The 6,641-nt window shown below is 69.5% G+C and carries 6 protein-coding genes; 2 read left to right on the plus strand and 4 right to left on the minus strand.

Features of this window, described 5'->3' with window-relative positions; translation table 11 throughout:
- Window positions 1–244: 244 nt before the first annotated feature.
- Window positions 245–715: an ATP-binding protein gene (locus tag LZ604_RS35120; RefSeq protein ID WP_234520264.1), complete on the plus strand. Its 471-nt coding sequence runs from the start codon at window positions 245–247 to the stop codon at window positions 713–715.
- A gap of 317 nt (window positions 716–1,032) precedes the next feature.
- Here the strand turns inward: LZ604_RS35120 and LZ604_RS35125 are convergent, their stop codons facing one another.
- The 4 genes from LZ604_RS35125 to LZ604_RS35140 form a co-directional block, all read right to left on the minus strand.
- The gene (locus LZ604_RS35125; protein ID WP_234520268.1) at window positions 1,033–1,560 is read right to left on the minus strand and encodes a GNAT family N-acetyltransferase; all 528 of its coding nucleotides are present in this window, start codon (window positions 1,558–1,560) and stop codon (window positions 1,033–1,035) included.
- Between the two features lie 66 nt (window positions 1,561–1,626).
- Window positions 1,627–2,949: a UDP-glucose dehydrogenase family protein gene (locus LZ604_RS35130; RefSeq protein ID WP_234520269.1), complete on the minus strand. Its 1,323-nt coding sequence runs from the start codon at window positions 2,947–2,949 to the stop codon at window positions 1,627–1,629.
- 94 nt (window positions 2,950–3,043) lie between these two features.
- Window positions 3,044–4,282: an SIR2 family protein gene (locus LZ604_RS35135; protein WP_234520270.1), complete on the minus strand. Its 1,239-nt coding sequence runs from the start codon at window positions 4,280–4,282 to the stop codon at window positions 3,044–3,046.
- A gap of 181 nt (window positions 4,283–4,463) precedes the next feature.
- Window positions 4,464–5,840 carry an aminotransferase class III-fold pyridoxal phosphate-dependent enzyme gene (locus LZ604_RS35140; protein WP_308283717.1) on the minus strand — a complete coding sequence of 459 codons (1,377 nt, stop codon included), beginning with the start codon at window positions 5,838–5,840 and terminating at the stop codon, window positions 4,464–4,466.
- A 313-nt stretch (window positions 5,841–6,153) separates the two neighbouring features.
- Between LZ604_RS35140 and LZ604_RS35145 the strand changes: the two genes are divergently transcribed.
- Window positions 6,154–6,582: a hypothetical protein gene (locus LZ604_RS35145; protein ID WP_234520272.1), complete on the plus strand. Its 429-nt coding sequence runs from the start codon at window positions 6,154–6,156 to the stop codon at window positions 6,580–6,582.
- The last annotated feature ends 59 nt before the right edge of the window (window positions 6,583–6,641 follow it).

Raw genomic sequence — 6,641 nt, forward strand, 5'->3', positions numbered from 1 at the left:
GCGTCGCCGTAGGGGCGCCATCCTTCGGAGCCGTGCGGCTCGAACACTCGGTACACCCAGTCCGTCTCGGTGCCCATCCGTCGATCCTGTCACCACCCAGTACCATGCGCAGCAGCCGATCCATCGTTGGCTGCTCCTGCCGCAACGGTGGTAACGCCCAAGATCACCCATTGGCCGCGTCTGTGGCGGGATTCTTGGGGTAATCGGGCCGGTGACTGGTAGGGGTGCAAGGGCGAGGCGGCTTTTGAAGCAGGCTGCTGACGGCGAGGGGTGGGCGCTGTCTGATGAGTCGATCTCGGTGTCTGCCGCGTTCGAGGGCACGGAGGCGATCGCTGAGGCCCGTGCTTATGCCCGATCGTTTCTGCAAGATCTTCAGGCCTTGCACGGGGTCCCGGTGTCAGGGCGGGCGATGGGCAATGTGCAGCTGGTGGTGAGCGAGCTTGTGACCAACGCCCAGAAGTACGCCCCGGGTCCGTATCTCCTGACGTTAGAGGCCGATGAGGGCGCCGTCGGGGTGACTGTGTGGGACAGCGAACCCCGGCTACCCGTGATCCAAGGCTTCGATCCGGTCCGGGTGGGTCAGCACGGTCTGGAGATCGTCGTGGCGCTCTGCCGGGGCTTTGAGGTGCACCGCGAACCGGTGGGCAAGCGCATCAGGGCAGCAGTCGATCTCGCCGGCGGCCCCATCGCAGACGTGGCCGACCGCGCGTTGTGACCAGGCCGCCGCCATCTCGGGGCGGCAATCGGCTCCGGCGAGGCCGCGGCGATCCTGCCGCGCGACACTGATCTTGGACAGCAGCTTCAGCGCGATCCTTCCCTTCTGTCCGCTTGCCGCTTGCCGCTCACCAAGCCGAGCGGCTGGCTCGGCGCTGACGCCATACCCGGCTGACCAGTGGTAACGCACGCCGCAGGGCCGATCGGCGACCGCCTGGAGACTTGCCCTTTCTGGTACGGCAATGCTCGGCGGTGCACCGTCATCCGAGCTGGTGCACGGCCCAGCCCATTGCGCGTCATGGCTCGCCGTGAAGGCGGTCACCCGGAGTTCGGGTGACCGCCTTCACGGCAGCGTGTCCCATCCAGCCCGGGCCACGACGGCAGATGGGCCCGGGGCTGCCAGACGTAGCGGATGTCCGGCTCTCGCTCATCGTTGCGCCGCCCGTCCGTTCGCTCGACCTCGATGAAGCCGTGCCGTTCGTAGAACCGCTGCGCCGCTTTGTTCACCTGGAATGTCCACAGCGCCAGCCCGTCTGGCCGGCGCTGCTTGGCCAGGGACATGAACCGATCGCCCAGTCCTCGTCCGCGCCAGGCTGGATCGAGGTAGAGCTGCTTCAGCTCCGCGCCGCTGAGCACCATGACTCCCACCACGCTGTTCTCGGTGACCGCCACCCAGGTCTCGTACTGCGGCACCAGCACGCGTAAGAACCAGTCCCGCACCTCGGCTGCGTCGTGCGCGCAACGTACCGACGGCAGCGCGGCGGCGAAGGAACGCAGCCACACGTCGGCTGCGGGGAGCGCGTCGGCGGTGCCCGCACGACGGAGAACGACGGCGTCACTGTTCACGGCGCAAGACCTCCAGAACATCAGGGTTGATACGTCTTACCGGTCCCACCGTTGTGGGGCCCGGTTCTATTTCCCGGGTCGTCCGAGCTGGTGGACGGTCCAGCCGGTCGCGCGCCAGGGCTCGGGGTCGAGGGTGGTGCGGCAGTCGACGAGCAGGGGGTTGGCGGGGTGGTCGACGAGGGCCTGTGGGTTGGCCTTGCGGTACTCCGCCCATTCGGTGGCCAGGACGGTGAGGTCGGCGTGGTCGAGGGAGGCGGGCAGGTCGTCGGTGTAGTCGAACTCGGGGTTGCGGATCATGGCCGTGGCCACGGCCTGGGGGTCGTGGATGGTGACGGTGGCGCCGGCCTGCTGGAGGGCGTGGGCGAGGGCGAGGGCTGGGGATTCGCGGACGTCGTTGGTGCCGGGCTTGAACGCCGCGCCCCACACGGTGACCCGGGTGCCCTTGATGGGCCGGTTGCCCAGGGCGCGGGTGATGAGGTCCAGGGCAACGTCGGTGCGGCTCTCGTTGATCTTTTCGGCGGCGCGCAGGAGGGTTGCGGCCTGGTCGGCGCCGAGCTGCCGGGCGGAGGCGGTGAAGGCGCGGACGTCCTTGGGGAGGCAGCCGCCGCCGTAGCCGATGCCGGGCCTCATGCCGCCGCTGCCGATGCGGGGGTCGATGCCGAGGATGTCCACGATCTGGGAGACGTCGCCGCCGGCGGCCTCGCACATGTCGGCGACGGCGTTGATGTAGCTGATCTTCAGGCCGAGGAAGGTGTTCGCCGCGCCCTTGGCGAGTTCCGCGGTCTGTGGGTCGGTGATGAAGATCGGGACTCCGGCGTCCAGGATGGGGGCGTAGACGGCGCGGATGGCTTTTTCGCCCTCGGCGGTGGTGAGACCGGCGATGATGCGGTCCGGGCGCAGGGTGTCCTCGACGGCGTGGCCCTCGCGGAGGAACTCCGGGTTCCACACGACGTCGACGGAAGTACCGGCGGGGGCCAGGCGCTGGGCGAGGGCGGTGACCTGGCCGGTGGTGCCGACGGTGACCGTGCTCTTTCCGACGATGGTGCACGGCCGGTTCAGGTGGGGAGCGAGCTGGCGGATGGCGCCGTAGACCTGTGCGGTGTCGTAGGAGCGGCCGTCGGCGTCGATGGGGGTGCCGACGCCGATGAAGTGCAGTTCGGCGAGGTCGGCGGCCTCGCGGATGCTGGTAGTGAAGCGCAGGCGCCCGCTTGCGGTGTGGCGGGCGAGCAGCTCGGGAAGGCCGGTCTCGTAGATGGGGCATTCGCCGGCGTTGAGCCGGTCGACCTTGGTCTGGTCGACGTCGACGCCGATGACCTTGTGGCCGAGTTCGGCCATCGCCGCCGCGTGCGGGATGCCGAGGTGACCACAGCCGATCACGGAAACACGCATTGCAGGTCCTTGTCTGGTCTGGGGGCACACCGTGCCCGATGTGCCCCCAGACGCTATCGATGCGGGAGCGGCGCCGGGGGCGCCTCGGGTTCAATCAGACGGTCACGTTGAGGAGTTCGGCCAGGCGGAGCAGGGCGGGGGTGGCTTCGGAGCGGACGACGACGTCGCCCTCCCGGGCGCCCTCGATGAGGTAGGGCTTGTGCACTCCGTTCTCGGTGACGCCCTCGGTGTCGAGGTAGAAGATCGGCAGGCCGCGCTCGCGGGCGCGGGCCTGGACGGCGCGCCGGTCGGCGTGCAAACCGATGACGAGCAGGGCCTTTGCGTCGTCGGGGAACGGCATGTGCGGGGTGCGCTGGTCATAGCGGCGCATGAACGCCTCCTGCAGCCCGGCTCGCGCGAAGAGGCGGTCGAAGTTGTGGGTGGCCACCGGGCCGGTCATGAATCCGGCGTCGTGCAGGGACTTCAGGGCCCGGTGCGCGCGGGTCGGTTCGGCGAGCACCACGGAGCGGAACATCGACACCATGTCGTCGACCTTGCTCGCGGTGTCCGTCAGCATCTCCTTGATGAGAATGTCGGCGGCCGGGGCGAGGGTGAAGGCGTAGCCCTGGGTGAGGTCGTTGCCGGTGCGGGCGGTGACCCGGTAGACCTCATGCAGCCAGTGCAGCGGCGGGATGCCGGCTTCGATGCTGGTGCCGCATCCGGCTTCCACGACGAACGGCAGGTGGTCCAGCACGCCGGACAGGTCGTCGGCGTAGGCGGGGTTGCCGCGCTGCTCCTTGGCGCGCATCCCGCCCGCCAGCACGTCCCAGGGCAGATTCCGCGCGGCGCGGGTGAGGGTGTAGTCCTCGGAGTGGATCGTGACGTCGATGGACGTGAACCCCTCGGGGGTGTCGCGGTCGGCGCGCTCGTCCTGCGGGTGGACGGTGTACTCCGTGATCGTGGTGTGGAGGTCGCCGCGGCGCCAGGAGCCGTGGCCGGTGGGCTTCCACCGGCCGCCGGTGAGCCACCGGTCCAGGTCGCGCCGGTGGTCGGCGATCTCGGCGGCCGGGGCCAGCCACGACACGTGCAGATACAGCTCCTCCAGCACCAGGCGCTCCATCGGCTGGGTCCGGTCGAGGCCGTAGTGGAGGCGGTAGTGCACGACGCGGCGGCGGCCGGACTCGTCCTCGGTCCACCCGGACAGCTCGCCGTTGGCTGGGTCCTGCGTGCGCCTCCAGATGCCCTCCTCGATGGCCGGGCGGCGCTGCCCGCTGGCCTCTGGGGAGAAGTGCGCGTCCCACATGCGGACCTGTTGCGGTGTCAGGGAGTCGATTACGGGGTGGGGCAGGAACACGATGGTCCTCCTTGATGCAGCGGGTCCCCCGGCGAGGGGTCGGATGGCGTGTGCTGGCGCGCGTTAGCGCGCGGGCCGTTTGGAAGAACAGGTGATTCGTGGTCAACGAAGGCCGGGAGGGCGCCGTCGGGGTGGCCAGCGAGTGGGGCTCATGCCCAACGGTGGCGGCCAGTGGTGCGCCCTATCCCTTGCGGTCCAGGGCGGTCACCGCGTCGGCGAGCGCCGTGGCCAGGAAGTCGATGTCCTCGTCCGTCGCGGTCAGCGGAGGGGCTACGACGATGCCTTCGCTTCTCGGGTGGCCAGCTCCGGTGAACGGGTAGAAGAACACGCCGTGCTTCTCGGCCTCCTCCATCAGGGGCCAGAGCAGACCGGGCGCGAGCTCGACCCCGTACAGGTGGCCGAGGCCCCGGACGTCGCGGACGACTGACAGGCCGGTCAGGGCCCGCAGGAGCGCCCCGAGCTGTTCTCCGCGGACCTGGAAGGCGTCGAAGTCCATGGATTCCAGTTCGTCCAGGACACCGAGGCAGGCCGCCGCCTGGAGGGGGTGGGCGGCCATGGTGCCCATCGCGGGCAGAGCGTCCGCGCCTTCGTGGCGGAGCAGCGGGGCGAGCTCGGGGGACACGAGCACCGCGCTGACGCTGGTGTAGCCGGCGCCCAGCCCCTTGGACAGGATGCACAGGTCCGGCTCGGCGCCGTCCCAGTGGTTGCTGGCCAGCGGGGTGCCGGTGCGCCACAGCCCGGTCAGGACTTCGTCGTGGATGACGAGGACTTGCCGCTCCCGGCAGATCTCCGACACGCGCCGGAGGTATCCGTCGGGCGGTACGTAGGCGCCACCGGTGGTGCCGTTGACGGGTTCCAGCAGGACGGCAGCGACGTTCTCCGCTCCCCTGCTGTCGATCGCCTTGGCCACCTCCTCGGCGCACGAGGCATCGCACGCTCGCTCGGCGTGGTCGTGGACTGGCGGGTAGGGCGCCGGGAACGCCGGGCCGAGGCCAAGCGCGTCCTCCGGCCGCGGGCGCCGGGCATGGTTGCCGGCGAGGGCGAGGGTGAGCGCGCTCATCCCGTGATAGCTCAGGGTGGACGTCAGGATGTCCCCGCTCCGCCTTCCGCTGCGGACGCGCGCGATGTTCCGGGCCAGGCCGACGGCGACTTCCACGCCGAGCGTCCCGCACGTGACCAGCGCGACGGAGTCGTCCGGGCGTCCCACGACGCGGCAGAGACGGTCCATCAGCTCCAGCTGGGTGTGGGGTCGCACGACAGCGGCGCCGCCGAACGAGGACCGGGGGAACTGCTGCTCGATGCGGGAGAAGACCTTATGGCTACCTTGGCCTACGTTCACGCAGAGGAGTCCGCTCGATCCGTCGAAGATCCGGCGGCCGTCAGCGCAGCGGAGCCAGGGCCCACTCGCAGCCACGACATCGAAGTCCGGCAAGGGCCTGGACGATGTCAGCAGCCGTTCCCGACGGGGTAGGTCCCATTCCATGAAAGAGGTCCCTTCCTGGGTGTAGTGCCTGCGCGGTAACAGGTACTGATGCGCCGTCACCGCCCTGCGGGGCATGGCGCGACTGCAGCACGCTGCTCCGCCCTGCCTGTCTTTGACGAAGAACCTGTGACGGTCGACTGGTGTCGCCCAGCACCTGTGGCTGGGCTATCGGCGTGCCCTGTGCCCGGGCCGAGCACCGGAGTCGGGCGAGTGCAGCCACACACCCGAGGATGGGCTCAAACGTTCGAGTCGTCGACGGGGATGTGGCAGTCCCGTGGGAGTCCCGTGATCCGGCACCGGGCGGTAGGGAAGCCGCTCCAGAAAGCGTTGCTCAGCTCCCACGCGAGGTCATTGCGCCTGTTGCAGGCCCTGATTGCGGCGGGTCGCAATGAGCGTTATCGCCCTGCCTGGCTTGCTGTGGGTCGGCTACCGTGAGCGCATCCAGGACCGGTTGGACGGGGGTGCCATGGCCGCCTCAATCACCCGCTCGCGCCGCGCCGCCATCGTGCGGGAAGCAGCCCGAACCCGGACGCGCTGCCAGCGGGCCGGCTACACGAACGAGCAAACCGCCGCCGCCATCCGAGAAGCCTTTCCCGAAGTCACCGAACTGGAGGCGTGGCGCCTGGCCCTGGGCTGGTCCCGAACGGACACCATCACCCAGATCGGTGAGCTCTACCGCGCAGACGGGCTGATGCCGCCGGGCTTATCCGAGTCGATGCTGTGCCGGTGGGAACACGACCCAGATGAGTGGCCGGGCGGCGACTACGGTCATGCTGTGCCGCGTCTACCGTACGAACAGCTAGTAGGACTTCGTTAGGTCTGTCTTGATCTTGGTGTGGTCCTGCGGGACAGGGGTTGGTGGCAGGTGGTGCAGAT

The sequence above is a fragment of the Streptomyces glomeratus genome (assembly GCF_021462825.1).
In the GTDB taxonomy this organism is placed as follows: domain Bacteria; phylum Actinomycetota; class Actinomycetes; order Streptomycetales; family Streptomycetaceae; genus Streptomyces; species Streptomyces glomeratus.

Bases quoted from the DNA above. Each gene is read 5' to 3' on its own strand.
- LZ604_RS35145 (WP_234520272.1), top strand. From the start codon at position 6,154: ATGAGCGTTATCGCCCTGCCTGGCTTGCTGTGGGTCGGCTACCGTGAG.
- LZ604_RS35140 (WP_308283717.1), bottom strand. From the start codon at position 5,840: ATGCCCCGCAGGGCGGTGACGGCGCATCAGTACCTGTTACCGCGCAGG.
- LZ604_RS35130 (WP_234520269.1), bottom strand. From the start codon at position 2,949: ATGCGTGTTTCCGTGATCGGCTGTGGTCACCTCGGCATCCCGCACGCG.